We start from the raw sequence: 25,500 nt of genomic DNA, 5'->3' as shown, positions 1-25,500 counted from the left end.
ACTAAGCCGGAAGTCAAACCGGCCCAGGGACATTCATGACCAACAACGATATTCTGCGCCGCTTGCGCTTTGTCTTTAATTTCAACGACTCCAAGGTATTGCGTCTCTACGCCAAAATGAAGCGTGAAATGAGTGAAGCTGAGCTGGCCGGCCTGCTCAAGAAAGAAGATGAAGAAGGGTTCCGTCCCTGTGACGATCGTACCCTGTGCCAGTTTCTCGATGCCGTGATCATCGACAAACGCGGCCTGCGTCCCGGCAGTGGCATTCCGCAGCCGCTACCCAGCCTGAACAACAACATCATCTTCAAGAAACTCAGAATCGCCTTGGAACTGAAAGAAGAAGATATTATTGCCATTCTTGAACTGGCCAACTTCCGTATCGGCAAGGCTGAGCTAAGCGCCCTGTTCCGCAATCCGGAGCACAAGCATTACCGCTACTGTGGTGATCAGTTGATGCGTAACTTTATCAAGGGCTTGTCACTTAAATATCGCGGTAAATAAGCCAACAAGCAACAGCTGATATCTCCTTTGGAACCAGGCATTCGCCTGGTTCTTCGTATTGTGTCATTACCATCTCTGACACCGGCAACCGAACTTGCCGCGTTTTAAACAAATATTTTGCACAAGCCCTCGCCCACCAGCAACAAAGATCACATTTCATGGTAACCTATGCGGATTTAGATCACAGCCCGTCATCCACAAGCAAAGAACATAAAAAGGTTAGCCATGGACGATAATAAACGCCCCTTATATCTGCCTTTTGCCGGTCCGGCTATTCTCGAAGCGCCGTTGATCAACAAAGGTAGTGCATTTACCGAGGAAGAGCGTATTTTCTTCAACCTCGAAGGCCTGGTGCCCTACGTGATTGAAACGATCGAAGAGCAGGCCTCACGCGCCTACGATCAGTTCAAGAACTTCAGCAATGATCTGGACAAGCATATCTATCTGCGCAATATCCAGGACACCAACGAGACCCTCTTCTATCGTCTGGTTCAGAACCACATCACAGAGATGATGCCTATCATCTACACCCCAACCGTCGGGTTGGCCTGTGAGCGCTTCTCCAAAGACTACCGCCGTAACCGCGGCCTGTTTGTCTCCTACCCGAACAAAGATCGCATCGACGACATCCTCAACAACTCCACCCGTCACAAGGTGAAGGTGATAGTGGTTACCGATGGTGAGCGTATTTTGGGGCTTGGCGATCAGGGGATCGGCGGTATGGGGATCCCGATTGGAAAGTTGTCGCTCTACACCAGTTGCGGCGGCATCAGTCCGGCTTACACTCTGCCCATAACCCTGGATGTGGGAACAGATAACCCGCATCTGCTGGAAGATCCCATGTATATGGGTTGGCGCCACCAGCGCATAGGCGGTGAAGAATATCTGGAATTTATTGAAGCCTTTATGCAGGCGGTTCATCGCCGCTGGCCCGAGGCCTTGATCCAGTTCGAAGACTTCGCCCAGAAAAATGCCATGCCGCTGCTGGAGCGTTACAAGGATAAATACTGCTGTTTCAATGATGACATTCAGGGAACCGCCGCCATCACAGTTGGCTCACTGCTCGCCGCCTGTAAGGCCGCCGGCACTCAATTGAGCCAGCAAAGAGTTGCCTTCCTCGGCGCCGGCAGCGCAGGCTGTGGCATCGCCGAAGCGATTATTGCGCAGATGGTTTCCGAAGGGATCAGTGATGAGCAGGCCAGGCGCCAGGTGTTTATGGTCGATCGCTGGGGACTGTTGCAAGACAATATGCCCAACCTGTTGCCATTCCAACAGAAGCTGGCGCAAAAGCGCGAAGAGCTGCAGCAATGGAGCAACTTTGGTGACAACATCTCATTGCTGGATGTGGTCAACAACGGCAAGCCAACAGTGCTTATCGGGGTTTCCGGCGCCCCAGGGCTGTTCAGCGAGGAGATCATCCGCGCCATGCACAGCCACTGCCCAAGACCGATAGTGTTCCCACTGTCCAACCCCACCAGCCGGGTTGAGGCCACGCCCAAGGATATTCTGCATTGGACCAATGGCCAGGCGCTGGTTGCCACCGGCAGCCCCTTTGAGCCTGTGGTCATAGACAACCAGACCTATGAAATCGCCCAGTGCAACAACAGCTATATCTTCCCCGGCATAGGCCTTGGGGTATTGGCCAGTGGTGCCAAGCGGGTCTCTGATGAGATGCTGATGGCCTCTAGCCGCGCCTTGGCAGAATGCTCACCGCTGGCACTCAACGGCAGTGGTTCCCTGCTGCCTAAGCTGGAAGAGATCCAGAAGGTCAGCAAGCACATCGCCTTTGCCGTCGGCAAGGTCGCCATCGAGCAAGGCCACGCATTGCCGACTTCCGATGAGATGTTGCAACAGGCTATCGAGAGTAACTTCTGGCAACCTGAGTATCGCCGCTACAAACGTACTTCCTTCTAAGAGCGTCCGTGCCCATAAAAAAACCGGCATTAAAAATAATGCCGGTTTTTTATTTAGCCATTGGCTATCACATCTCGAATACTGTTGAGCAAGCGCCTATCGGTACGGGCCTTTTTCAACTTGCGTACACTTTCTTTGAGCGCCGATTGTGAAATACGATCATATATGCCGCTATATTCCTGCTCGGCAATGGCCTTATCGGTATCCGCCAACTGGGCGATATCCTGGGCCATCAAACTCAGTTGCAACCAGGCCGACGCGATAAAAAAGCCGTGAAAATCGGCTCTCGGCAACAACTTGGCGGCACTTGGCGGCAACTTGTCCCAAGCCTGTTTGAACTCAGACTCCTTATCCTCCAACAGTTGTTCAAAAAGATTGTCATAGGCTTCTTTCAGCGCCGTCGGCAACTTATCCATGGGCAGAACTTGAGAGCAGATATTGATGGCGGCACTATGTGCCTGTTGCCGGTATTGAGCATCAACTTGAGTCATTGTGTATTCCGTCTAAAAGCAGTTGGCGGCGAGTATAACATCGGCCATAAAGGGCAATCCATTCCATCAACCTCTCCCCAGTTCTAGCATCACCACGGGAAAAATCGCGGTTCACCTGCATTGCTGCAACAGTAAATCACCGAAGCGATTGGGTTAATCCACAATTAACTCTGGTCAGTCTCAAGCTTGGTGCGTATGCTTAAGCACATGATTTAAACACAACGTACTCGGTCAGCGTGAAGCCCTATTTTCTCAAATCAGTCCTCACTCTGCTGCTTCTGTCCGGCATATCTCCCTATGCCGCGGCACAGGACAACCCAGAGGCTGATCAACTGTTTAAGCTTATTGAAGATGGGCAAATCAATAACGCGGCGAAAGTACAGCAAACACTGGATCAGATAGCTAAGTTATTGGCGGACGATGATGATGACCGACAGGTAAGGCTAAGGCGAGCACGCTGCTGGGGTTTTGACTCGCAAAGCGCAGCCCAGATCGATGCCGCCATTACCTTTGCCAACCAACAGTTAGATGCTCCGGCCAATCAGTCCTATCCCGACGCGTTAACCGATTTTCGTCTCTGTCATGGCTGGTACTCCCAACAGAAGGGGGATATGGAACAGGCCAGAGCCGATTACGATCTGGCGCTGGAACAGGCTTATCACCTCGAAGATCATCGCCTGATCGCCGATACCCGCAGTATGCGCGGCGCCATGTATTCCTTTCAGGGCAATTTTGCGCTGGCGCTGGAAGATCTGTTGACGGCTCAGCGACTCTATGAGCAACTGCAACTGAATTATTGGGGCCAGTTTAACCTGATCGATCTGGCCACCAGTCTTCGCCGCTTCGGCGATCCACAGAGTGCACTCAACTATTATCGTCAACTGGAACAGCTCTACCGCCAGAGTGGTAGAGAAGATCTGGCCTATATCATCAATGGCGATATGGCATTAGCCCTTGAAGAGTTAGGCGATTTCGAGGCGGCTGTGGCCAAATTCCAGCTCTCCTACAACTATTTCAAACAGCAAGGGATAGCTATAGAGGCGGCCGGGGTTTCGGTCAATATGGCCGGTTCACTGTTGAAACTCGGGAGAGTCGAGGATGCCATAGCGGCACTGGAGCGTGCCAGACCCTTTATTACCGAGCAGCAGGGGGCATATTACAGCTTTATGCAACTCTATAGTGCCGAGGTACTGCTGCGCCAAGGGCATCCAGAACAAGCTATGGCACCACTGGCAAAAGCCGAAAAAAGTTTCAGGGATATCAATAATGACCGCGGCCTGGCCGAGCTCTACCTGCTCAAGAGCGAGGTATTTGCCGCCCAAGGACTATGGCAAGAGTCTACCAAGGTACTGAAATTATATATCTCCCTGCACTCTGAGCTGGACAACAAACTACAGTCTTATCGCACTACAGAGATGCGTACCCGTTTCAACGCCGACCGTATGGCCAAGGAGAACCAACGGCTGCTGGAAAGTGAACGTCTGAAAGAGCAAGAGGTACAGATACTGCGACAAAACCGTCTATTGCAGTTGGCGGTGCTGGTTCTTGCCAGCATCATCATCCTCATCACGGCGGTCATGGCCTTTAAGCAAACCCGCAAATCACGCCAGTTTCAAAAAATTGCCCACACAGACCACCTGACTCAGTTGGCTAACCGCCGCTACACCTACTACAAAGGTGAAACCTTATTCGACCAGGCATTGGCAACCGGTAAACCCTTATCTCTGATTCTCTTCGATGCCGATAACTTCAAGGATATCAATGATCAGTTTGGTCACGATGGTGGCGATAAGGTCTTGCAACATCTGGCAAGTCTGAGCCAAACCCTGATCCGCGAACAAGATCTGCTGGGGCGGATTGGCGGTGAAGAGTTTCTGTTGTTGTTACCGGAAACCGATAAGCAAGAGTGTTTTAAAATCGCCGAACGTCTGCGCCAGACCATAGCCCAATCTCACCCCGATGACATGAAAGATGGCCCCATGGTTACCATTAGTGTCGGCATTGCCACGCTGGATAAGGAAAAGGAGTTTGAAGAGCTTTTGAAATTGGCCGACGATGCCCTCTATTGTGCCAAGAATCGAGGTCGCAACCGGGTGGAAACCGCCTGATAGGCCAATCAGAGTCTCAGCAAATTATGGCGTACGCCACAATACTTCAGCTGGCTGTAGAGAAGGGTTAACGCCAAACCACTCATAATAGAGCGCGTCAAATTCACCATTTTGCTGCAATGCCAATAGCGCCTTGTGCCAGGCTTCGACCCGCTCAGGAGCCGTACCGCCGGAGAACGCCAGATAAAGGCGCAAGTGTGCCAATTCCAATACAGGACGCACCGCCGCCGGAGTTTGGTCCAACTGCCGCAAGACGTCCTGTACCGCGATATCCGCCTGGCACCAATAACGTACTCGCTTATGCAATAACTGTCTGGCCGAATATTGAGGAAAACTTGAGATCAACAACTGCTCATCCGGAACAGACTTCAACAACATCTGCGCCGGAGAGTTGCGGTAAAGGGCAATATTACCGGCTGCAACCGCCTGCGACAGATCTGCCGGGGTGAAATCATCATCCTCGCGGGCATAGAGCTGAATGCGGGTCTCGGCAATCGGGCCAACAAAATCAAATTCCGGCCGCCGTTGTTCATTGATGGAAGTGGCAAACAGCAAGACGTTGGGCTCCTGGTTCGCGATATTCATCGCCCGGGCCCAAGGCAATACTTCTATCACTGGATTGCTGTCGGTGGCTGCAACCCGGCGATATAATGCCCGCACCAGAGCCACCGCATAACCTTCGGCGTTACCATGACGCTCATAGCTCATAGGAGGCCAAGTTTCGGTCAAGAATCTCAGCTTAGGCAACTTATCCTCTGCAGGCCGAACATTGGCCAGGGCTAGGCTAGCAAGCGCACAACAGAACACTATCACGCAGCCCCTGAGCAAGGTGTCGATTCCCGGCATATTGTCTCCCAGTCAATTTCTTCAAGCATAGCACCGGCAAAGGCCGACATAGGCGTTTGCGGCAACTGTGAGCGATTCTGCTTTACTGATATAATCACCACTTTTACCCGGTCAGCCTCTGTTCATGCCTATCCCCCAAGCGCCACAATTTGATCCCAACATGCTTGGCAAGCTTGCCCGCGACATAAAAGCCTGGGGTAAAGAGCTGGGTTTTGCTCAAGTGGGGATCACAGATACAGATCTTCGCCGCGAAGAACCCAAACTACAGGACTGGCTCAATAAGGGCTATCACGGTGAAATGGGCTATATGGCCAGCCACGGCATGATGCGCGCTCGTCCGGCCGAGTTGCATCCCGGCACTTTGAGAGTCATCTCGGTACGGATGGACTACTTACCGCCAGAAGCGGGATTTGCCTTCAATCTCAAAGATCCCAACCTTGGCTACATCTCCCGCTATGCCGGTGGCCGCGACTATCACAAGCTGATGCGCAATCGCCTGAAAAAGTTGGGCGAGCGCATAGATGAAGCACTCAAAGCCCTGCAACTTGAAGGCAGTGGTTTTCGGCCCTTCGTCGACTCGGCTCCCATTCTGGAACGGCCGCTGGCAGAAAAGGCCGGGATCGGTTGGACAGGTAAACACTCACTGATCCTCAACCATGAGGCCGGCAGTTGGTTTTTCCTCGGCGAACTGCTGGTGAACCTGCCACTGCCTGTGGATGTTCCTATAGCCGAAGGCTGCAATACTTGCGTCGCCTGCATCACAAGTTGCCCAACCGGGGCCATAGTCGAGCCCTATGTCGTCGATGGACGCCGCTGTATATCCTACCTCACCATAGAGCTGGCCGGCAGCATTCCGCTGGAGTTTCGACCAATGCTCGGTAATCGCATCTATGGCTGCGATGACTGCCAGCTGGTATGCCCCATCAACCGCGCAGCCCCCTTGACCGCCGAGGCCGACTTTCATCTAAGGCCACAGCTGAAACAGCCCAAGCTACTGGAGCTGTTTGCTTGGAGTGAGACCGAGTTTTTGAAAAACACCGAAGGCAGCGCCATCCGCCGCATAGGCCATGAACGTTGGCTACGTAATATTGCGGTGGCGCTGGGCAATGCCCCCGGCAGCGAAGCCATAGTCGCCGCCCTGCAGGCACGACTGACAGATGCCTCGGAGCTGGTCGCCGAGCACATCACGTGGGCACTGGCGCAGCAGGCCGAAAAACTCAGCGGCAAGGACACAGCGCCCATTCCCGCCCGTAAGACGGGGCGCCTGATCCGGATAGTGGAAAAGGGTTTGCCAAGAGACGCCTGAATTCAAGCCTAATCCAGGGTAAAACCCACCTTGATGGTGACCTGCCAATGAGCGATAACACCGGCTTCCAGGTGGCCACGGGTATCTATCACTTCAAACCAGCGCAGATTGTGCAGCGACTGGCTGGCGGCCTCAATGGCATTCTTGACCGCTTCATCTGAGCTGATGGGGGATGAACCTGTCAGTTCTATTATCTTGTACACATGGCTCATAAGGCTTCTCCTGAGAGTGGCAACATCCAAGTTTGCGTGCTGACCTGAGTATAGACAGAAATGCTCGATGGCATATTTCCCTCATTTTCTGTATATTTCTCAGATGGATAACCATAGGAAGAAATCAAGGGATTGCTATGCAATTAAAACATTCGGGTCCGGGGATCGCCTCATTTGCCACCAGCATTTTTAGCGGAATCACCCTGTTTATCATGCTTATTGTCGCCGGGGTTCTGGAGACGACCACACCGGGCGGCCTGGATGAAAACTCCGTCGAAGCGGTTCTTGTGGGCTTGATGCTGATCTTCATGATGCTGGTCTGCCTGGTATCGTTGGGATTGGGTATTGGTGGCCTGCTACAGAAAGAGCGCCAGAAAATTTTCGCCATACTGGGCACGACCTTCTCAAGCTTGATCATCCTGGGCACAGTTGGCCTGATCATGGTGGGAATGAGCATGGGTTAAGCCTTGGGCTCATTAACATCAAGATACCGTCAGGGGCGCAATGCGCCCCTGACGGCTTTTAGCCGAGTCGACGTCGCAACTCCCTGGTGGCATCGACCATGTTCTTCAAGGCTGGCTCGACTTCCTCCCAATTACGGGTCTTCAAGCCGCAATCCGGATTGACCCAGAGCTGACGCAAAGGAATTTTCTGCGCCGCCTTTTCAATCAGGCTCACCATGGCCTCAACAGTTGGAATATTGGGGGAGTGAATATCATAAACCCCGGGGCCGATTTCATTGGGGTAGTCAAAGTCTTCAAAGGCATTCAACAACTCCATCCGCGAGCGTGAGGTTTCTATAGTGATCACATCGGCATCCATGGCGGCAATTGCGGCAATCGTGTCGTTGAATTCGCTGTAACACATATGGGTATGGATCTGGGTCTCATCCCTGACACCGGCGGCGCTGAGTTTGAAGGCAGCCACAGCCCAATCGAGATAATAGGCCCAATCGCTGCGTTTGAGCGGCAAGCCCTCCCTAAAAGCCGGCTCATCAATCTGAATAATGCCTATGCCCGCCTGCTCCAATGCCACTACTTCATCGCGTATCGCCAGAGCCAACTGAGTCGCTATCTGCTCGCGGCTGATATCCTCGCGGGCAAAGGACCAATGCAATAGGGTCACGGGACCGGTCAACATGCCTTTCACCGGCTTGTCAGTGAGACTCTGGGCATATTCGGCCCAGTCGACTGTCATCGCCTTGGGACGGGTCACATCGGCGTAGATCAGCGGTGGCTTAACGCAGCGGGAACCATAACTCTGCACCCAGCCATGTTTGGTAAAACCTACGCCGTCGAGCTGTTCACCAAAGTATTCCACCATGTCGTTGCGCTCGGCTTCACCGTGTACCAGCACATCTATTCCCAACTTGAGCTGCCGTTCTATGGTGTCCCGGGTCACCTGTTGCAGTTGCTCTGTGTACACAGCATCGTCCAACTCACCCTTGCGCCAGCGGCTACGCAGGTTACGAATGGCTGCCGTCTGCGGGAATGAACCTATGGTAGTCGTCGGCAACAAAGGCAACTTGAACCTGGCCTGCTGGGCTTGTCTGCGCACCTCAAACTCATGGTTTCGGTCGTAATCGGTTGCGCTCAGGGCATCGATTCTGGCACTGAGCTGCTGATTACGCCCCTGCGCCCTGGCCAAGCGCCGACTCCGGCAACGAGCCACCACGGCTTTGGCACTTTCAGTCTCAGGCGCCGCCAAAAGCGCCTTGAGCTCCTGCAACTCTTTGAGTTTTTGCCGGGCGAAGGCCAGTAGGCTCTTGAGCTCGGGCGCCAACGCGGTTTCCACTTCGAGATCCACCGGGGTATGCAACAGAGAGCAGGAAGTGGCGAGCCAGAGCCTGTCTCCCAGATCCCGCGCCAGTGGTGCCAACTGCTCGGCCACAAGATCCAGCTCGGCGGCCCAGACGTTACGGCCGTTGATCACCCCAACCGACAACACCTGCTCAGGCGCCAGTGCCCCGACAAAGGCCTGCAACTGCTCGGGCGCGGCGACCAGATCCAGGTGAATACCCGCCACCGGCAGTGCCGACAACAGACTTTGATGGTGAGCAACAGTGCCGTAATAGGTTGCCAGCAACAGCTTGAGCGGCGCCAACTCGAGCACGCCGTAGGCCTGATTGAAGGCCTGCTGCCAGTTGTCATCCAGCTCGAGTGCCAGCGCGGGTTCATCCAGTTGCACCCATTCAACCCCCTGGGCGGCAAAGCGGGCCAGAATGGCTTGATAACATTCCAGCAGCGCCGGCAGCAGTGTCAAACGGTCGAACTCTGAGCCCACTGTCTTGGACAGATACAGGAAAGTGACCGGCCCCAGCAGTACCGGCTTGGCGGTGTGGCCCAGCGCCTGAGCCTCGGCCACCTCTTCAAACAACTGTTCCCAGGCGATATCGAAGCGTTGATCTTCGCTAAGCTCCGGCACCAGATAATGGTAGTTAGTGTTGAAGTACTTGGTCATTTCTGACGCCGGGGCCTCCTTACCGCTAGGGGCTCGGCCACGGGCAATCCGGAACAGAGTATCGAGATTGACTGCGCCGCCGTCACGGTGACGCTCAGGAATGACTCCCAGAGTCGCACTCAGGGTCAGCACCTGATCATAGTAAGCAAAGTCACCGACCGGCAACAGCGCCACCCCGGCATCGGCCTGCCACTGCCAGTGGGTACGCCTAAGCTCCTTGGCAACACTCTGTAGTTCGGCTTGGCTGGACTCTCCACGCCAATACTTTTCTAGGGCGAACTTGAGCTCGCGGCGACGTCCGATACGGGGAAAGCCAAGACTGTTTAACTGCATAGTGTATTCCATCCTTTATAAAAACATGCGGCAAATGACTGGTGACGCCGGAATACAACAAATAGACATGGGCGTCTGGACGTCTAGAAGTTTATTGTGTTAGTCTCAGCACAGGCAACCGAATTGAATTCAAGGGCAACATGAGCGGCATTCATGTGGAGAGGAAATGATAGAGCTGAGACACCTTCGTACTCTGATAGCACTGAAAGAAAGTGGCAGTCTGGCCGGCGCGGCGAAGAAACGTTTTGTCACCCAGTCGGCGCTGTCACATCAGATTAAAGAGTTGGAGACCCGAATTAACTCCCAGGTATTTGTTCGCAAAAGCAAGCCTCTGACCTTCACGCTGGAAGGCAGTCGCCTGCTGACCCTGGCAGAAGAGATACTGCCGCGGGTACAGGAAACTGAGTCGGTACTCAAACGAGGCCTGGCAGTTAGCAGCGGCCCGTTAAAGGTTGGCATTGAATGCCACAGCTGTTTTCGCTGGCTGATGCCCGTGATGGAGGCCTTTCATCAGTCTTATCCGGATGCCAACCTGGATCTCTCCAGCCGCCACCTGTTCGACTCACTCAATGCACTGGAAACCGGTGAGCTGGATATAGTGCTGACCTCAGATCCCGTTCCCGGCCATGCCCTTGCCTATCAGCATCTATTTGATTTTGAAGTGAGACTGGTGATGGCCAAAGATCATCCGCTGGCGGGAAACAAGTATATTCTGCCGCAGCAGTTAGCCGGGGAAGCTATCATCAGTTATCCGGTGCCGCTGGAAAGGCTGGATATTTTCCGTCACTTCCTCGAACCGGCCGGGGTGGTGCCCGGCCCACAAAAACGCTGCGATCTCACCAATGTGTTGCTGCAACGCATCGCCTGTAAGGAAGGGGTTGCGGCCTTGCCCAGCTGGTCACTGACCGAAGCCCAAGGCTTGAGCCTGACCTCGGTGAAACTGGGACAAGAGGGCCTGAAACGGCCGCTGTTCGGTGCCTACCGCCGCGACAACAGCAATAGAGTGCAGCTGCAAAGGCTGCTGGAGTTGATTGCCAAAGAGGGATTACTGCGCCAGGACAGACACTGACTGGGCGGCTGCCACCGTCACTGATAGTCGGCGGCAGTCAAAAAGCATTTAGAGAGGATTCAGCAGCAGGCCGCGCTGCGACAATACCCTTCTCAGTACTAGTCCGGGTGAATTGGGATCCCGGGTCTGTCTCAGGTTATGGGCGACCATAAACTCGCTTTGCAGCTCATCATCCAACCCCAGAGATTCAAAAGCTTCCACCGTCAGCGTCTGCTGCTGGGTCTCTATCAGAGTCTTGATAATGCCCAGCGGGAAGCACTGCTCGGCTTCGGCGTTGAGATAGGCAAACGCTGTCAGGGCAATGATCTGACCAAAGACGCTGAACAGCGCCAGAGTCTGCACTTCATCCGCGTCTATCTGCACCCCTTGCATCTGATGCAGGCTGTCTACCGACTCGGTCGCTACGGACTCGGTCAGGCGCCAATAGCCCAGAACCAGTTTACGATAAGGCTGCGGCAGTTCATCGAGCCGCTCTTTAAGATAAAAGCTAAAGGCATAACGGTAGATATTGACCTGTCCCAGACGCACCAAGGCATCCTTGAGGCTGCGATTTGGCTGAACGGAAGGTGAAAGCGCGTTATTGCTGCGCCACAGCAGATGAGCTGCCAGAGCGGGATCGGTCGCGACAATATCGATCACATTGCGAATATCGCCATCAGCAATAATGGCCTTCTTAAGCGGGATCAGGATGCCGCGACGCCCTATCACCTGCTCTTCGTTGGCAATAATGGCACGCACTTGAGTAAAAACCTGCTGCTCAAGATCTGTCATGTGATTCTTTAAACCTGTTGTTATTTATTATGGAGGCACTATTGCCACTTATTATGGCAGAGAATTTACCCATAAAATGTCCTACAGGGTCAAGTTGAATCGATAATTAGCCTGGTTTTTGCTAAATAGAATCAAAAAGTAGCATCAAAAAGCGCCCGCCTCCTGCAGCCTGGTGAAGATGGCTTGTGCCAAACGCGAATACCCCTGTTGATTGAGATGCACAGTATCTGACTTGAGCTCGTTTGAACGCAGCAGCTCAGACAGAGTATCTTCCAGCAAGATGGCGCCGTGCTTGTTGGCCAGTTCGGCATACAAAGGCAGGGGCGACAGCAATAAATTCTTTTGTGGCACAGCCAGCAGCACTACCGGAATTTGCCGCACCTTGGCCTCAAGTAACATGGCCTCAATGTTTTGCGCCAATTGTGCCTGGCTGCGGCCGCGGAGAATATCGTTACCGCCTTCGAGCAAAATAAGCAGATCCGGCTTGGTTTCGTCCAGCAGTGCCGGCAAACGCTCAAGCCCGGCAGCAGATTGCTCACCGGAAATCCCGGCGTTGATCACCTCACAACGGCACAACTCGGCCAGACGACTGGGATAGTCCTGCCCGGCCTTGACACCAACGCCTTGGGTCAGGCTGTCACCGAAGGCCAGCAGTTTGCCATTGCTGCCGATATAAGCCAGCTTGGGCTCGGAGCAAGCGAGCAAAAGCAGCGACAACAGAGCTATGGCCACGCCTCTCAAACCATATCTAAAATCAGCTTTCATATTTCGGCTCTTGCCTCCTTGTCAGTGCTCGAAAAAGCCCAGGTTCTAAACTACAACAGATAGAAATACGGGCAGAAAAAAGCCGGGAAACCCCGGCTTTCTATGCTATCAGAAGCGATAGCTGACGCTGAATCTCAGCGCACGGCCGCTACCCGAGTAATAACCATCGCCCCAGGTACTGAAATAACCTGAGCTGGCGTATTGCTTGTCAAACAGGTTGTCGACCCTCAGGCTGGCAAGCCAGGCATCACGGCTGTAGTTGAGGGCGATATTCCCCAGCCAGTAGCTGTCCAGTTTATCGTGCTGGTTGCCATTGTCACCCTCCATATATCTGTCGCCCAGATACTGGCCCTCGACAAACAGCTGCCAGTGCTGACCAAAGTCCACACTGGTGTAGACACGCCCTGAATGCTCGGCCACCCAGGAGAGAGATTTGCCTTTGTTGGCACCTTCAGTAAATTCGGCATCGATATAGTTGTACTCAAGTCCCAACTGCAGCATTTCGTTGAGCTGCCAGTCCCAGTCGAGGCTGGCGCCATAACGGCGGGAGGCATCGGCATTGACGTTGGCGCCGGGGAAAGCGCCGCCGATAGGCATATCGGCGCTGGGGTCAAAGACAATTTCATCTTCCAGCGACAGCCGGTACAGGTTCAGACGCAGGCTCTGGTTGCTCAAGGTCCAATCCCAGCCGGCTTCAATGGAACGGCCGGTCTGCGGCTTGAGGCCGACGACGGTTGGTGGCGTATAAGCTTGCTCATCGACCTTGGCGAAACGGAAGCTCTCATCACCGCGAAGATAAAATCTGTGGCCTTCCAGCGGCCGATAGTTGAGCCCCAACTCGAGCGCGTGAGCGTCTTCATCCAAATCTATGCCATTGGGGTAAATCTGACCGTCCTTGAGTTCATCCTTGACCTTGGCATAGCGTCCGCCCACCACATAGCTCAGGCTGTTGGTCAACGGCACATTGGCCTGCAGATAGGTGCTGGTCATGGTTTGGGTGTTACTGCGCTGCATATAACTGAGATCGAACTCGGTTTCACCCCGTTGAATATCTGCACCTATGACTATGCTCAGTTCACCATTGCGGGTCAGATAACGCCCCAGTGCCTTGGGATTGAATTCCAACAGCGAGCGCTCGTTCCGACCTGGGCTGCCATAGCTGACACTGGACACCAAAGTATCACTGTAGTTGAGGTCCGCAACCAGAGCCCAGTTGGCGTGCACTTGGCGCTGAATATGACCACGCCAGGCGGAAGTCATCTCATGGTTGTAATCACCCGGCGTCGATGTCGCCTGGCGTGGGTCGGCTTCAAACTGAGCCAGGGTCAGTGAGCCTGGAGTCTGGCGCTTGTTATCGTAGTAACTGCCTTCGACAAAGAAGTTGGTCGACTCTGAATCATATTGCAAACGCCCCAGCACAGAACCGGTTTCATTGGCATTGTTTCTACGGTAGTTGTCGCTTTCGTTATAAGCAGCAGCCAAATAGTAACGCCAGTTGTCATTGATGGCGCCGGACAGATCCCCACGACCTTCGTAGGTGTCAAAACTGCCACCTGAGAGGGTCAGGTTGCCACCGCTGGCACTGGGCGCCTTGGTGATAATATTGATCACCCCGCCGACGGCCTGATCGCCATAGAGCACTCCGGCGCTGCCGGAAAGGATCTCTACTCTTTCAATCTGATTGACCGCAATGGCACTCAGGCTGGGGGCGGCAATATCGATATTGTTGAGTCGGCGACCATCTATCAGTATCAGGGTATTATTCACCGCTTGGCTGGCAGAAAAACCGCGCATCGCCAGCACAGGCCCTGAGTTATTGTCCGATATTTGAATGCCACTGCGGCCACGCAGCAACTCGCTCAGATTACTGGCACCGCTTTGCTGAATATCGGCGGCATCTATTACTGCAACATTGGCGGCAATATTGAGCGGCGTGTCATCCTGACGGCCAATGACCACCAGATGTTCATCCACGGCCTGGGTTGTAGCACTCGCCATGACGGGAACTGAGGTAAATGCACCGCAAAGCAGCGCGAGGTGATTTAGTTTGAAACCCATTTTCCTTTGACTCCTGAAAGGGAAACGGGGCAAGAGTGCCACGGCAGGGAGAGCCCCTGGGCTGCCGCATTTCGAGATCTGCCCACCGAAATCATCGAAATACCTCTAGGGCCGGTCTCCGGACTTTGGCTATGCGGTTGACCGCGCGAGACCCGACTTTTATGACGCCACTTGGGCGCGCCTGTCTCTCACCATTTACCGTTGCGGGGGCAGTGCCGGATTCTCACCGGCTTCCCGATTATCCCCGGTCTTTCATTCCGGGGCACCACGAGAGGTTGACTGAAATACTGTACTGTCATTCCCGGCCTGGCCGAGAGCGGGCATTATAGACGTCTACATGGATAAATGTCTAATCATCACTGTTTTAGGTTACTACAAAGTCTACCTTGAAAAACAAAAAGGGAGCCGAGGCTCCCTTTTCATTATCTTAACCCAGCTCTTTGGGGTTACTGCCAAAGCGGTTGTCACCCACTTCGCTATCCTGGCAGTAGAAGACCAGCAATACTATCCAGCCAACGATGGGGATAAATGCCAACAGCTGCCACCAACCACTGCGGTCAGTGTCGTGCAGACGACGCGCGGCAACCGCAATAGAGGGCAACAACAGGCCCAAGGAATAAATCAGCCCCAGCACTGTGGTACCCAGCGCATAGTCAATAGCACTGACAACCAGGCTGAAAATGATATAGAACAGAGTGAACATCCAGTATTCTGTCCGACGGGCTCGACCGGTAAAGTCGGCGTATTTTTTGATGGCTCCGATGAAATGTTCCATGTTTTCTCCCAATAACAGATCCAAGATTCGATAATGCCCGTCACCATTACTTAAATGATTTGAGGCAAGCAAAGTTTCATCAGAGGTTCTTACTCACTGAAACATTGAATGATTTTAACATACCCGAATGTACTACAAAGTGACAGAAAAGAGATCTGGCTTGCATCAATTGTGAAATCAGAGATATCTCACCCCGGCAGTCGTCATTGGTTTACAAATATCGCCATATCCATAGCCATAAATAGCCAGCCGGCGCTTTTTCATCTTATCTGCTCAGCGTAAAACCGCGGCTGGCGGCCAGCGCCTGGATATCGGTTTCAATCTGTGCCAACTGTGCCTGGCGCTTTCGACCGGTTGCCCCCGAGTTAGACTTGGATGCCAGACTGCTGAGAATATTGCGCCAGTATGGCACTTGTTTTTTACGCTGTTTACGGCTCAAAGGATGGAGTGGCGGCTGCGCTGCGAGCGCCTTGAGTAAGGCGCTCGCAGCGCTGAACCAAACATCGGGCAGCGATTCCAGGTTATTCAAAAGCCAGCCAAGGCATACCAAGCGACTCACTTCGGTGTGGATAAATCCGTTGTCACCCAAAGGCATTTGCCGCCCCAATAACAAGGCATTGAATTGCCCCTGAATTTCAGTGTTCCAAGGTTTGCGTTGCAGCTCGGCCAGGTGCTGAGAGAATACCATCTTCGCCAGTTCATGCTCAGTAAACAGGCTGCGAATGCCATCGAGCAGTGCCAGAGTAAACTCAGGGTAACGACGACCGAGAGTCCATTGCAATGAAAGCCCGAGAACCGAGTTTTCCCAGATCTCTTCTCTTTTATTTGGCGACTCCCATTTGAGGCACACAGGGACAAACCAGGCAAGAAAACGCGTCTGCCATTCAGGTCTGGCGGCGATATAGCCAAGAGCCTGCTGCCCCAAATAGCGACTGGCCGGGCTGGCCCGGTTGGCTTCAAGAAATGCCAGTAACTCGGCGGGGTTATCGGCCTCCAGCAACGGCTCAAGCCGTGGAGAGAGTCGCTCTCTGGCCAGGAAAAAGCGTAAACATTTCCCCGCTTGGGTCAAAGTCCAACCGCCTAGCGCCAACATAGGCAACGCCAATAGAATACCCAACAGTTCGTGCCAGGTATTTTGCTGCTCTCGATGATAGCGGATATCGGTGCGCACTATGCCGGGCTCCTCAGGCAAATACCAAAGGGCCACAGCCTCACCGACGCTTCTCGAGTCGCAAAACAGGCCTGGGGGATTCCAGATCTGATACTCACTGCCGTTAGGCAACTGATAATGCACCTGGCAATCCCACTCATAACGGCCGACGCCCCAGCGCCCCGGGGGCACATATTGTTGAGCACGCCGGGCGATATAACCTTGGGTCTCGGCGCCTCGCTCGAGCAGGATATTCACTTCCTGCCAGGATTGAACACTGTCCTTGACGAAATAAAGCCCGAGGGCCGAGAACATCCCACCGGCAATCGCAAAAGAGCCGATAAAAGCCAGGTCTTTCCAAATTGCCCGTATCTTTCCCACCGGGCCTCCTTTGATTCAATCCTTTAAGGCCGCGGATTGTAGCATATTTCAGCAATCAGTTGAGGAGCACTTCACAGTTTGCCACCCGTTTCTGCGCGCGCCAAAGAGTCATGCTATGCTCGGGCAAATTGCTAAAGGAGTAACAGCATGAAACGCCCTATCATTCTCGACTGCGATCCCGGCCATGATGATGCCATCGCCTTGATCTTGGCCCTGGCTAACCCTGAGCTGGACCTGCTGGCCGTGACCACCAGCGCCGGTAACCAAACCCAGGAAAAAACACTCAACAACGCCATGCGAGTGCTTACTCTGCTGGGCAGAACCGATATTCCTGTGGCCAGCGGTGCCCCCAAGCCTTTGGCAAGAGAGCTGATCATTGCCGACAATGTTCACGGTGAATCCGGGCTCGATGGCCCAGAACTGCCGGATCCCGCCTTTGAACCTCAGCCGATGATGGCCTGGGAACTGATGGCCGAAAAAATCCGTCAAAGCAGCCAGCCGGTGACTCTGGTGCCAACGGGCCCCTTGACCAATATCGCGATTTTCCTGAGCGCCTATCCCGAACTCAAATCCCGTATCGAGCAGATAGTGCTGATGGGCGGCGCCGCCGGTGTCGGTAACTGGACCCCGGCCGCCGAATTCAACATTTTTGTTGATCCGGAAGCGGCCGACATGGTGTTCAAGTCAGGTATCCCCATCGTCATGGCCGGCTTGGATGTGACCCATGAGGCGCAGATCATGGAAGAGGATGTAGCCCGTTTCCGCGCGATTCCCAACAAGGTTGCCAAGTGTGTGGCCGATCTGCTGGAGTTCTTTGTTATCTACCACAAGGATCCCAAGTGGGGCTTTGATGGCGCGCCGCTGCATGACCCTTGCACCATAGCCTGGCTGCTCAAGCCTGAGCTGTTCATCGGCTTGGACTGCCATGTGGCCATCGAAACCCAGAGCGAGCTGACTGTAGGGATGACGGTTGTCGACCGCTATCACCTGACCGGCAAGCCCGCCAACGCCAAGGTGCTGATGCATCTGGATCGTGAAGGCTTTGTGGATCTGCTGGTTGAAAGCCTCTACGCCTATCAGGATTAATCGATGAGTAGACTAGTGATAATCGGCAGTGCCAACGCCGATCATGTGATGGAATTCAGTCACCTGCCCGAGCCTGGGCAAACACTGATGAGCCGCAGCTACCGGTTGGAACATGGCGGCAAAGGGGCCAACCAAGCGGTCGCCACCGCCAGACTGGCACAGCCTGGTACCCGAGTGGACTTTATCTGCCATCTTGGGGACGACGCCATTGCCGATACCATGATTAAGAGTTGGTTGGACGATGGCATTCACCCACAGGGGTTGAAGAAGATGCCGGCAATGGCGACCGGCAGTGCGATGATTTTCATCGGTGATAACGGTGAAAACTGTATCGGAGTGGCCGCGGGTGCCAACGCCAGCCTGGAACCTGCCGATGTCCACTGTCATCAAGACCTGTTCGAAGGCGCCAGCCATCTGTTGGCACAGCTGGAAACGCCTCTGGAAGCAGTCAAAACTGCACTGCAACTGGCTAAGCAACAGGGCACAGTGACCATACTCAACCCGGCTCCCGCAAGCCCCTTGGCAGACGATATGCTGGCCTTGGTGGATATCATCACTCCCAACGAGACCGAGGCCGAAGCCCTTACCGGTATTAAGGTGGAAGATGAAGCCGGAGCTGCCAAAGCCGCAGCCGCTCTGCAAGCCAAAGGGGTGGGCGCCGTGGTGATCACCCTCGGCAGCCGCGGCGCCTATGTGCGTCACCCCGAGTTTGAGGGCCTAGTGCCTAGCTACCCGGTCAAGGTACTTGATACTGTAGCCGCTGGGGACACCTTCAACGGTGCCATGATGGTGGCCTTAAGTGAAGGACAAACCGTAGAACAAGCGGTGGATTTTGCCAATAAGGCCGCTTCCATAGCCGTGACCCGTCATGGCGCCCAGCGTGGTATTCCCTACCGCCGCGAGCTGTAATCAAGCCATTACCAACACAAAAAACGGGAGTCCTAGACTCCCGTTTTTTATGCTGGCTGCCAGTCAAATTATTTGCCTGAGTTGGCCTCTCTGTGGGCCTGAAGCTTGGTGGCGAACTCCTGCTGCAGCTGCTCCATCTTAGGCAGCAACCCCTGGCTCAATGATTGAGTCACCATCATCGACTCCTGCATCACGGCCGGCATCTTAGCGACCATGGAGCGCCCTGTATCACTGGCATAAAACGCCAGCATATCGGCAATTTCCTTGTCGCTGTAGTGCTTGACATAGATATCGGTCAACGGCTGCTTCAGCTTATCCCAGCCCAGCTCCTGCTTGAAGATCTGCGTACTCTTACGGGCGAACTCTTCAAATAAAGGCTTTTCACTCTCCTTGATATTGAACTGCTGTTGCATGCCCAAAATCATCATTTCCATCTGGGTATAAGCCGTGTCCATCATGGAATCCATCTGCATTTCCAGCAGCAACTGCTCCACCTGAGCCCGGCGAGCGCCGTCATCGGCCAACGCCAAAGGGCTTGTGAGCAATATGCCGCCCAGAACAAGAGATGACCAAAAACCAGGACCTTTCATGAGTGCCTCCGTGGCAAGTATTGATTCGGCTGCCAGTCTATCACAGTCACCCCCGCTGTCACCCGCAAGCAAAGTTGCAGCCAGCCAAATCGTGAGATTAATTCTCATTTAATGAAGATGCCGTTATGATGGATTCAGGCGGGAGCCTGCGGGGCTCTCGTGCTGTCGAGAGAAACATCGACCCTAAAAACATAAAAAGGAATTGAAAATGAATAAGTTAACCAAGAGACTCGCGGGTATTGCCCTGTTGGGAGCTGGTGCCGTTATCAGTAGCACTGCCAGCGCCGACGAATGCAGCCTAACCATCACAGCCAACGATGCGATGCAATTTGATACCAAGGAACTCAGCGTTCCTGCCAGTTGCAAGACGGTAGAACTGACATTGACTCATTCCGGCACCCTGCCCGTGACAGCCATGGGCCATAACTGGGTTCTGAGCAAGAGCGCCGACATGCAGGGCATTGCCACCGATGGTATGGCAGCAGGCGCCGATGCCGCCTATGTCAAAGCCGGTGACGAGCGGGTGATTGCCCACACTCCTCTAGTTGGTGGCGGCGAATCTGTCAGCATCAGTTTCAGCACCGAAGGCATGACACAAGAAGAAAGCTACAACTTCTTCTGCTCCTTCCCTGGCCACTGGGCCGTGATGCAGGGCAGCTTCAGCATCAAAGGCTAAGCCCACGCGCTTTGGGCCCGAATGAGGGCCCAAAGAAACATTCCCTTTCCCATAGTTAGACGTCCAATAGCCGCCTTTTGGCCAAGTGAGTCCTGGAACCCTGTGACGACTTGCCTGTCTTGGCCTTATGGATGAAAGCATCTATCACTATCGGCTTGGTTTCCAGCCATGGTGTGCCCCATCTCCTGCGGTGAGCTTTCGCACAGGCAGCCCTGTGACTCGGGCGAATGTTGCGAAGCGACAAGTTCATGAGCGCGCGCCAAAGAAGGTGAGCAGGCCGTTAATTGCTCAATTACCATTAAACAGGAAGATGGCTATTTGTCGACTTTCTACGGATGACAGACACAGCGTCACTGGGTAGAGTAGAGAGTGAGACTTGAGCCTGAGTTGGCTAGGCCATTATCTGAAGGAGAGAGCTTATGTTGGGCGAAAACCATGCGCTGATCCTGGAGTTTCCGGAATACAAACAAAAAATTCAACAACTCGGGGAAAACGATCCGCACTTTAGTGAGCTGGCGACCGAGTATCAGACTCTCGACCTTGAGATCCGCGGCCTGGAAGAAAACTGTGTTCCTACGGCAGAAGAACGTTTCAGCCAATTGACATTGCGCCGCGCCGAACTCAAGTCCTGGCTTTATCAACAGCTATTGCGCTGAGCATTACTCGGCGCCAAGGCAGAGAAACTTAAGTCCCGGATAACGCTGAAAACAACCAGGGCACCGTGGCATTTAACCCAGCGGAGCCCCATCTGCTGATCCAGCATTCAATCACCTGAGCTTAGAGCCTATCCAACTGCAGAGCGTTGGCAAACGCTTGCAGTTCACTGACTTTAACCCCTTCCCCCGAGAGAGTGAACATAGCGTTACCATTGACTATCACAGTCAGCTCAGCCTCACCGGATTCTGTACTGAGCATGGCGTTGTGCCCCTGAACCTTGACCAGCTTGCCACCACTCATGGCAATCATGGAAGGATTGGTCAGCATGGCCATAACAGATTGCAGCAAGGGAGAATCCAGTACCAGTTCTATCTCCAACTGTGCACTGTCTTCTTTGTAATAGTGGCGACTGGCATTGATGCCGCCACCCAACATCATGCCACCGCTATCACTGGAAGGCTCGTCGGCTTGCCAGCCCGGCAATGGTTCGGGAAATACCCCCACCACTTCCGCGGCCCGCTGCTGACGAATAAGGGTTGCGGCATAATCCAGCTGCGAACTGGCCTGGCTCAACTCGCCCTTGCGATAGTGTTGTAACCCGGCCTCAATGGCTTCGGCTACAGCAGGATCCTCGACCGCCTGCAGCGGCGCCGCCAATGCCAATGAGGCAACAAGTAATAGATTCGAAGGTTTCATTATCTTTCCCTGATAAAAAGTCCGCGAATAGCATAGCGGTAAGCCAAGTTCTGCGCCAGTTGTTAATTTAATGTTCAAAATTAGCGTTCCGGAATCGCGACCTTTGGTCAGCCAGAGCAAGCTGTTAAACTGCTGTCTCTACCCTGCGCTCAGGATAATAATGAAAGTCGATCTCAACCTGCTTCCGGTATTGGAAGTCCTGTTGGAAGAACAAAGCGTTACCGGTGCGGCCAGACGATTACACCTGAGTCAGTCGGCCGTCAGTAAGCAGCTCAACCGCCTGCGGGAGTTGTTCAATGACCCGCTGTTTGAACGCAGCGCCTTCGGCCTCAAGCCCACTCCCAGAGCGCTGGCTCTGGGGCCAGAGCTGCAGCAATGGCTCAGGTTGGCCGAGCGGCTGACGCTACCGGACGAGTTTGACCCCGCCGCCAGTGAACGTCAGTTTCGTATGCACTTGGTGGAAACCGCCTACTCCCTCACCCTGCCGCACTTTATGCCTTCCTTGCTGCGCCAGGCTCCGGGGCTGGATATCAACTGCAAGACCTGGCATCCGGGTACCATGGAACAACTGCATCGCTGCGAGTTGGATTTTGCCATAGGCTGCCGCGAGTGGGATCCCCGCTCACCCATGCATATCAACAGCCTGCCGGATGAACTCGAGTATCTGGAGCTGACCCGCGATAAGCCCATCAGCCTATTGTCGCCAATGCACCCGGCACTCAAGGGCGACTGGAACCTGGAGCGTTTTCTCAGTTTCGAACATCTGCAAGTGGCCTTTGGCGGCATCGAACATTGGTTACTGGATGATGTGTTGGCACTCAAGCGCAAGACCCGGCGGATCCGCGCCAATGTCACCGATTTCCCTACCGCGTTGGAACTTTGCCGTCACAGCGAGTTAATCCTTTGCGCACCGGCCAAATACGCCGCTCAGGCACTGCAACACATTGAACTGGCGACACTGGACGTACCGATAGAATTGGTACCCGGCGCCTATGTGTTGTTATGGCACAAACATTTTAACCAGGATCCGGCTCACAGGTGGCTTAGGGAGATGATTGCCAACACGGTAATCCTGGCCAATCAGCAATGAGGTGAGTCGCCCACGGCGCCGGGCAACTCTTATATGTCACGGAAGGAAGGGGTTGGATCCAAAAAGCCGGTCAGCCGAAACAGCTGATTGAAGCCGGTGATACCGTATGGATTGCAGCCAACGAAAAACACTGGCACGGGGCCAGCCAAGACAGGGCCATGAGCCATGTGGCCGTAGCCGCAGCACCGGAGACAGCACCGGCTGCCATCTGGGTGGAAAAGTCACTGATGATGAATATCAGGCTTGATGCCGATCAGCCCGGAGCGGCTTTTGACTCGATTTAAGCCATATCCGGATAATGGCGCTCAGCTGAATAATACCCTTCACACGGGTAATGGGCTTGATATAGGGTGCGGCCAAGGCAGGTGCCGACGCTTCAGTTGAGGCGCTCGGCATTGTCCAGCATTTTCACCGGCAATTGGTTATCCAGCAAAAAATAGTAGAGTTGCAAATCGGCTATCAATGACGGCTCGGATAGCTCAAAGTCCTGATAGGTGTGATCCTTGAAACGAAACCTCAGTTGGTGTTCAAAGCGCTTGCTCTGGCAGTAAAGTACCTGTTCTATCTGGGCTATCTCTATGGTGACCCCAAGCAAGACTAACTTGCCTTCAACCAGTTTGACCTCCAACTCGCCTTTGCTTCTGGCTGTTAAATAGTCCATCAGCAGCGACAACAGCACGCACACGGCTATATAGGCTAACTGATGCTCAAAAGGCTCATTGGCGAGATACACCAAATAGTAGGCGAACATAGCGCCTACCAAAGTACGAACAACAAAGCTTTGCAACAGCCTGAAGTCCGGCCGTTTGTTTTCCCTGACAAGTTCTTTCATGAATTCCCTTCTAAACGTTTCCAGCCAACAACCGAGCGGCAATAATAGAGATATTTTGTATTAAGAACAAATCATTACCAAAATGCGCAGCACCGCAACTCAGGGGAGCGGAAGAAAACTGCAAGGCATAAAATCATGCCAGGCGATGGCTTTATGGCGCAAATTGGAAGAGGCCAATCAGGAGGTTTGCCGGGGAGGCTCTCCTTCCCCGGCACAGGTTTAACGCTAACTGGATGGAATATAGAGCATGTTAATTAGGGCCGCCGCTATAGTGGTAGCCGGATCTTTGCCATCCACCGCCGGTGCCAGGTTGGTCCAAACCACCAGAGTCACCTTGTTGACAGGATCATGCCCCATAAAGGAGTTATAGCCAGGCAGCTCACCTGTATGACCATAGAGGCTGCCAAATTTGGCGATCCCTAGGCCATAATAGGCCGTATTGGGATTATCGGGATCTATCGGCCTGACACTATCCAGACGCCTTCGCTGCAACTCGGCATTCAGCAGTTCTCCAGCAACCAAAACTTCTACCCAGGTTGCCAACTCATTGGCAGTGGAGATCCCGGCGCCGGCCGCCCAGCCCCAGGAAGGATTGACCTCGGTTTGATCTATGGGTGCCAGAATGCCCTCTCTGGCTTCTCGCTGCATCTTTTCGGGCAGCATATAGGGCGGATCCATAGTCAACACATTGGTGCCATACATATAACCCCGCGCCAAGGGCGTGGGAAGAGTATTCGAATGGATATCGGGAAACAGAGTCCGCTCAAGACCCAAGGGGGCAAACAACCTCTGCTGCATCACAGCCGCCAGCGGCTTGCCATCGATTTGCTCGGCGATCAGTCCCAGCAAGACGGTATTGGTATTGGAGTATTCAAATGCGCTGCCGGGGGCAAAACCTGGCTTATGGGCAAAACTCATTGCCAGCAGCTCAGTCTGAGTCCACACCTTGGTTGGCTGCTCATCAAGTGTCTGATTCAACTCGAGCGTGGTGGTGTAGTTGAACAGGCCGCTGCGCATCGTAAGCAAATGCTCTATGGTGATCGACTCACCGTTTGGCACATTATTGAGAAACATGGAGACAGCGTCATTCAATTGCAATCGCCCTTGCTGCACCATCTGTAAAATCACGGTACCGACCCAGGTCTTGGTATTGGAGCCCACCCTGACATGCTGATCAAAGTCGGTCGCTTCACTGCCGCCATAACGGGTTACCCCATAGGCGGTTTTAAAATCGCCCCTTGGCGTTCGCAGGATCACCACGGCGCCGGGTACCAGCATCTCCTTGGCCAGTTGTTCCACCGTCTGCTGCATCTTGGCCGTGTCGACAGGATTGAGCACCGCCTCTTGCGAATCCGAATTGCAGGCGCTAAGCACACTCACAGAGACCAAGATAGACGCGTAGATAGGCAGATAAGCCCAACCCCACTTGGCACTAACGGCCGCCTTATCGCCAAAGGTTCTGGCTCCTAAGCACACCCTACTCAACACTCGATTAAACATAAACAGCCTCCCTATCTGTTGTTGCATACGGCGAGCTAGACTATCCCGCCTTCCATTGCATCACACAAAGCTAGTCAGCTTTAGCTGTGGGTTCAAGTTGTTGTGAGAGAAATATGGCGGGCGCTTCCAGAAGGATGGTCTAGTTGGCTAAATCCTTGAAACGGGGGAAACCAAAGCATAAAAAAACATGAAAAACAGACAAATAGAAATGCCACATAGGCATCTATCATTTTTATAGCCCTATCCTGCCTGAAAATTCGATTTCTGTATTCACTTATCACCTGAACGAGCCCAAATCGGCTTAGATGCCGACGACTCATCATTA

Annotated in this window: 25 protein-coding genes and 1 riboswitch; of the genes, 12 read left to right on the top strand and 13 right to left on the bottom strand. The window is 53.6% G+C overall.

The genetic code is table 11. The annotated features are described in order from the left end of the window. Window positions 1–35 precede the first annotated feature (35 nt). Together CBE72_RS05220 and CBE72_RS05215 are read left to right on the top strand one after the other, a co-directional pair. The gene (locus tag CBE72_RS05220) at window positions 36–500 is read left to right on the top strand and encodes a YehS family protein (RefSeq protein WP_025009045.1); all 465 of its coding nucleotides are present in this window, start codon (window positions 36–38) and stop codon (window positions 498–500) included. 225 nt (window positions 501–725) lie between these two features. Next, window positions 726–2,414 carry an NAD-dependent malic enzyme gene (locus tag CBE72_RS05215; protein WP_100142604.1) on the top strand — a complete coding sequence of 563 codons (1,689 nt, stop codon included), beginning with the start codon at window positions 726–728 and terminating at the stop codon, window positions 2,412–2,414. A 53-nt stretch (window positions 2,415–2,467) separates the two neighbouring features. Here CBE72_RS05215 and CBE72_RS05210 read toward each other — a convergent pair whose 3' ends face one another. After that, window positions 2,468–2,905: a DUF3069 domain-containing protein gene (locus CBE72_RS05210; protein WP_100142603.1), complete on the bottom strand. Its 438-nt coding sequence runs from the start codon at window positions 2,903–2,905 to the stop codon at window positions 2,468–2,470. 236 nt (window positions 2,906–3,141) lie between these two features. Here CBE72_RS05210 and CBE72_RS05205 point away from each other — a divergent pair, with 236 nt between their 5' ends. Next, entirely contained in the window at window positions 3,142–5,013 is a 1,872-nt protein-coding gene (locus CBE72_RS05205) for a tetratricopeptide repeat-containing diguanylate cyclase (RefSeq protein ID WP_100142602.1), read from the top strand. Between the two features lie 24 nt (window positions 5,014–5,037). On the opposite strand, the gene CBE72_RS05200 is transcribed toward CBE72_RS05205, so the two are convergent. Further along, window positions 5,038–5,859, bottom strand: coding sequence for a substrate-binding periplasmic protein (locus CBE72_RS05200; protein WP_100142601.1), 822 nt, complete (start codon window positions 5,857–5,859; stop codon window positions 5,038–5,040). 124 nt (window positions 5,860–5,983) lie between these two features. Here CBE72_RS05200 and queG point away from each other — a divergent pair, with 124 nt between their 5' ends. Continuing rightward, window positions 5,984–7,165, top strand: a complete 1,182-nt coding sequence (queG, locus tag CBE72_RS05195; RefSeq protein WP_100142600.1) for a tRNA epoxyqueuosine(34) reductase QueG — start codon at window positions 5,984–5,986, stop codon at window positions 7,163–7,165. A gap of 8 nt (window positions 7,166–7,173) precedes the next feature. Here queG and CBE72_RS05190 read toward each other — a convergent pair whose 3' ends face one another. Further along, entirely contained in the window at window positions 7,174–7,377 is a 204-nt protein-coding gene (locus CBE72_RS05190; protein WP_100142599.1) for a dodecin, read from the bottom strand. Window positions 7,378–7,514: 137 nt separating this feature from the next. On the opposite strand from CBE72_RS05190, the gene CBE72_RS05185 reads away from it, so the two are divergent. Beyond that, window positions 7,515–7,841, top strand: a complete 327-nt coding sequence (locus CBE72_RS05185; protein WP_100142598.1) for a hypothetical protein — start codon at window positions 7,515–7,517, stop codon at window positions 7,839–7,841. Window positions 7,842–7,899: 58 nt separating this feature from the next. On the opposite strand, the gene metE is transcribed toward CBE72_RS05185, so the two are convergent. After that, on the bottom strand, window positions 7,900–10,170 hold the full coding sequence (gene metE, locus CBE72_RS05180; RefSeq protein WP_100142597.1) for a 5-methyltetrahydropteroyltriglutamate--homocysteine S-methyltransferase: 2,271 nt from the start codon (window positions 10,168–10,170) through the stop codon (window positions 7,900–7,902). Window positions 10,171–10,336: 166 nt separating this feature from the next. On the opposite strand from metE, the gene CBE72_RS05175 reads away from it, so the two are divergent. After that, window positions 10,337–11,239 (top strand): LysR family transcriptional regulator, encoded by a 903-nt coding sequence (locus CBE72_RS05175; RefSeq protein ID WP_100142596.1) that lies wholly within the window; start codon window positions 10,337–10,339, stop codon window positions 11,237–11,239. A 48-nt stretch (window positions 11,240–11,287) separates the two neighbouring features. Here the strand turns inward: CBE72_RS05175 and CBE72_RS05170 are convergent, their stop codons facing one another. The 5 genes from CBE72_RS05170 to CBE72_RS05150 form a co-directional block, all read right to left on the bottom strand. Next, window positions 11,288–12,010 carry an HDOD domain-containing protein gene (locus tag CBE72_RS05170; RefSeq protein WP_025009036.1) on the bottom strand — a complete coding sequence of 241 codons (723 nt, stop codon included), beginning with the start codon at window positions 12,008–12,010 and terminating at the stop codon, window positions 11,288–11,290. 144 nt (window positions 12,011–12,154) lie between these two features. After that, window positions 12,155–12,775: a GDSL-type esterase/lipase family protein gene (locus tag CBE72_RS05165; RefSeq protein WP_100142595.1), complete on the bottom strand. Its 621-nt coding sequence runs from the start codon at window positions 12,773–12,775 to the stop codon at window positions 12,155–12,157. A gap of 108 nt (window positions 12,776–12,883) precedes the next feature. Then, window positions 12,884–14,833: a TonB-dependent receptor gene (locus CBE72_RS05160; RefSeq protein WP_100142594.1), complete on the bottom strand. Its 1,950-nt coding sequence runs from the start codon at window positions 14,831–14,833 to the stop codon at window positions 12,884–12,886. A 93-nt stretch (window positions 14,834–14,926) separates the two neighbouring features. After that, a riboswitch (cobalamin riboswitch) is annotated at window positions 14,927–15,118 on the bottom strand. Between the two features lie 142 nt (window positions 15,119–15,260). Beyond that, window positions 15,261–15,608, bottom strand: coding sequence for a DUF805 domain-containing protein (locus CBE72_RS05155; RefSeq protein WP_100142593.1), 348 nt, complete (start codon window positions 15,606–15,608; stop codon window positions 15,261–15,263). Window positions 15,609–15,873: 265 nt separating this feature from the next. Further along, complete coding sequence (locus CBE72_RS05150) at window positions 15,874–17,139, bottom strand: DUF3592 domain-containing protein (protein WP_100142592.1); 1,266 nt, start codon at window positions 17,137–17,139, stop codon at window positions 15,874–15,876. A gap of 147 nt (window positions 17,140–17,286) precedes the next feature. On the opposite strand from CBE72_RS05150, the gene rihA reads away from it, so the two are divergent. Beyond that, window positions 17,287–18,225 carry a pyrimidine-specific ribonucleoside hydrolase RihA gene (rihA, locus tag CBE72_RS05145; RefSeq protein WP_100142591.1) on the top strand — a complete coding sequence of 313 codons (939 nt, stop codon included), beginning with the start codon at window positions 17,287–17,289 and terminating at the stop codon, window positions 18,223–18,225. A 3-nt stretch (window positions 18,226–18,228) separates the two neighbouring features. Further along, window positions 18,229–19,134 (top strand): ribokinase, encoded by a 906-nt coding sequence (rbsK, locus tag CBE72_RS05140; RefSeq protein WP_100142590.1) that lies wholly within the window; start codon window positions 18,229–18,231, stop codon window positions 19,132–19,134. 68 nt (window positions 19,135–19,202) lie between these two features. Here the strand turns inward: rbsK and CBE72_RS05135 are convergent, their stop codons facing one another. After that, window positions 19,203–19,724 carry a DUF2059 domain-containing protein gene (locus tag CBE72_RS05135; protein WP_157929039.1) on the bottom strand — a complete coding sequence of 174 codons (522 nt, stop codon included), beginning with the start codon at window positions 19,722–19,724 and terminating at the stop codon, window positions 19,203–19,205. A gap of 208 nt (window positions 19,725–19,932) precedes the next feature. On the opposite strand from CBE72_RS05135, the gene azu reads away from it, so the two are divergent. Together azu and CBE72_RS05125 are read left to right on the top strand one after the other, a co-directional pair. After that, window positions 19,933–20,400, top strand: coding sequence for an azurin (azu, locus tag CBE72_RS05130; protein ID WP_100142588.1), 468 nt, complete (start codon window positions 19,933–19,935; stop codon window positions 20,398–20,400). 419 nt (window positions 20,401–20,819) lie between these two features. Continuing rightward, window positions 20,820–21,056, top strand: a complete 237-nt coding sequence (locus CBE72_RS05125; protein ID WP_100142587.1) for an HP1242/YdcH family protein — start codon at window positions 20,820–20,822, stop codon at window positions 21,054–21,056. 121 nt (window positions 21,057–21,177) lie between these two features. On the opposite strand, the gene CBE72_RS05120 is transcribed toward CBE72_RS05125, so the two are convergent. Then, a complete protein-coding gene (locus tag CBE72_RS05120) occupies window positions 21,178–21,753 on the bottom strand; it encodes a hypothetical protein (protein ID WP_100142586.1) in 576 nt (191 codons plus the stop codon). A 154-nt stretch (window positions 21,754–21,907) separates the two neighbouring features. Between CBE72_RS05120 and CBE72_RS05115 the strand changes: the two genes are divergently transcribed. Beyond that, the gene (locus CBE72_RS05115; protein WP_100142650.1) at window positions 21,908–22,843 is read left to right on the top strand and encodes a LysR family transcriptional regulator; all 936 of its coding nucleotides are present in this window, start codon (window positions 21,908–21,910) and stop codon (window positions 22,841–22,843) included. A 158-nt stretch (window positions 22,844–23,001) separates the two neighbouring features. Next, the gene (locus CBE72_RS20545; protein WP_268239841.1) at window positions 23,002–23,127 is read left to right on the top strand and encodes a hypothetical protein; all 126 of its coding nucleotides are present in this window, start codon (window positions 23,002–23,004) and stop codon (window positions 23,125–23,127) included. Window positions 23,128–23,219: 92 nt separating this feature from the next. Here the strand turns inward: CBE72_RS20545 and CBE72_RS05105 are convergent, their stop codons facing one another. Next, window positions 23,220–23,675, bottom strand: coding sequence for a hypothetical protein (locus CBE72_RS05105; protein WP_100142585.1), 456 nt, complete (start codon window positions 23,673–23,675; stop codon window positions 23,220–23,222). Between the two features lie 225 nt (window positions 23,676–23,900). Beyond that, window positions 23,901–25,175: a serine hydrolase domain-containing protein gene (locus CBE72_RS05100; protein ID WP_100142649.1), complete on the bottom strand. Its 1,275-nt coding sequence runs from the start codon at window positions 25,173–25,175 to the stop codon at window positions 23,901–23,903. Between the last annotated feature and the right edge of the window lie 325 nt (window positions 25,176–25,500).

It is taken from the genome of Shewanella carassii, assembly GCF_002777975.1.
Lineage (GTDB): Bacteria > Pseudomonadota > Gammaproteobacteria > Enterobacterales > Shewanellaceae > Shewanella > Shewanella carassii.
Note: the sequence above shows the minus strand (reverse complement) of the source record. Positions and strands in the feature narration are given on the sequence as shown.